The sequence below is a fragment of the Polaromonas sp. P1_G4 genome, from assembly GCF_056405475.1.
Map to the genome: position 1 here is coordinate 1 of NZ_JBFUCA010000783.1, position 1,400 is coordinate 1,400.

Here is a 1,400-nt window from a genome sequence, read left to right on the forward strand (position 1 = left end):
AGACCTGGTCGCGCGCGCATGCAAGCACCTGGCCCAATCCGGACTCCGCTGTGGCCGGCGTCATGACGAACATCGGCACGCAATGGTTGGCCCTGAACCCGGCGCCCCGAAATCGCGAAATGCTGGCCTTGTTGCAAACGGCGGCGGGCGGCTCGTTTGACGGGCTAAGCCCATGGATCGTCGAATCGTCCGCCAACCCGCAGTTGCGCACGTCCCTCATCGACTATGAGCGCCTGCTGACTCAGGAGCTCAAAGCCCGCGGCGCCAGCGACGGCGAAGCCCAGTCCTATGTAGCCAGTGCCCGGCGCCAGTTGTGCGGAGACCAGAGCTGCTCCCAGGAATTTTCTTATCCTTACTTGCTGCAAACCCGCGACGGCTACCTGCATCTCGTCTATACCTGGCATCGCACGCGCATCAAGCACGTGCGGCTGGATCCCCTGCAAACCCTCCAGGCCGCGCAAGCGGCGACCGGCCATGCTTCCTCCGGCAAATGATCTGATCGCCTTGTTCGGCATCAACCTGGTGCTCAGCGCCGGGTGTCTGCGGCTGCTGAGCTGGCGGCATGGCGCCACGCTGTGGCGCAAGTTTGCTACTGCCGCGGTGTTTGTACTTCTGTGGTGCCCGGTGGGGCCGGCCCGTTTACCGCTCGTGGCCTATGTGCGCGGCATCAGCTCGGACCTGAGCATTTCTTTGGTGGCACTCGCCTGTCTTGGCATGTACCAGCGCCTGTCGGGCGTCCGCTTGACGGATACCCGCGAGTGCATGCTGGTGAGTGTTGTCCTTGCTGTGGGCGCATTGTTCTTGTACCCGTTGGCCCTGGGCTGGGGTGACTGGGATGCCTACCGGCTGGGCTGGGGTTCGCCAGTTCTCTGGGCGGTGCTTCTGGCGCTGTCGCTGGCATGCTGGGCCAGGGGATTTCGTTTGCTGCCCTTGCTGATCGCTCTGGCTTTACTGGCCTGGGCTGCGGGGTCGCTGGAGTCCACCAATTTGTGGGACTACCTGATAGACCCCTGGCTGGCCGTTGCGGCTATCTATCAGTGCGTCAAATCGGCTGTCGGATGGGGTTTTGCACGGCTGCGTGGTGCGCACAATGGCGCTATACCGTCGTCAGTCTGACAGACTGTGCTTCAAAAAATGACTGTTCATCTTCTTAAAATGCATGCGGATGCTTTTCAGCGATCCAAGAATTCGACCCATGGAGTAATCATTTGAAATCGTTTGCTATTGTTTTTCCCGGCCAGGGTTCGCAGTCGGTCGGCATGCTGGACGCCTGGGGCGACCATCCGGTGGTTGTGCAGGCGCTGGCCGAAGCTTCCGAGGCGCTTGGCGAGGATGTCGGCCGACTGATCAAGGACGGCCCCAAGGAGGCGCTGGCGCTGACCACGAACACGCAGCCTGTC

At 61.8% G+C, this 1,400-nt stretch carries 2 protein-coding genes and 1 pseudogene; all 3 read left to right on the forward strand.

Annotated elements, in window-relative coordinates; genetic code table 11:
• Positions 1–494: exo-alpha-sialidase (locus AC1D1X_RS23285; protein WP_477699344.1), on the forward strand; the 494-nt coding region annotated here is incomplete at its 5' end.
• Entirely contained in the window at positions 475–1,116 is a 642-nt protein-coding gene (locus AC1D1X_RS23290; protein ID WP_477671317.1) for a hypothetical protein, read from the forward strand. The genes AC1D1X_RS23285 and AC1D1X_RS23290, both read left to right, overlap by 20 nt.
• 92 nt (positions 1,117–1,208) lie before the next feature.
• A pseudogene (locus AC1D1X_RS23295) lies at positions 1,209–1,400 on the forward strand (ACP S-malonyltransferase); the annotation flags it as partial.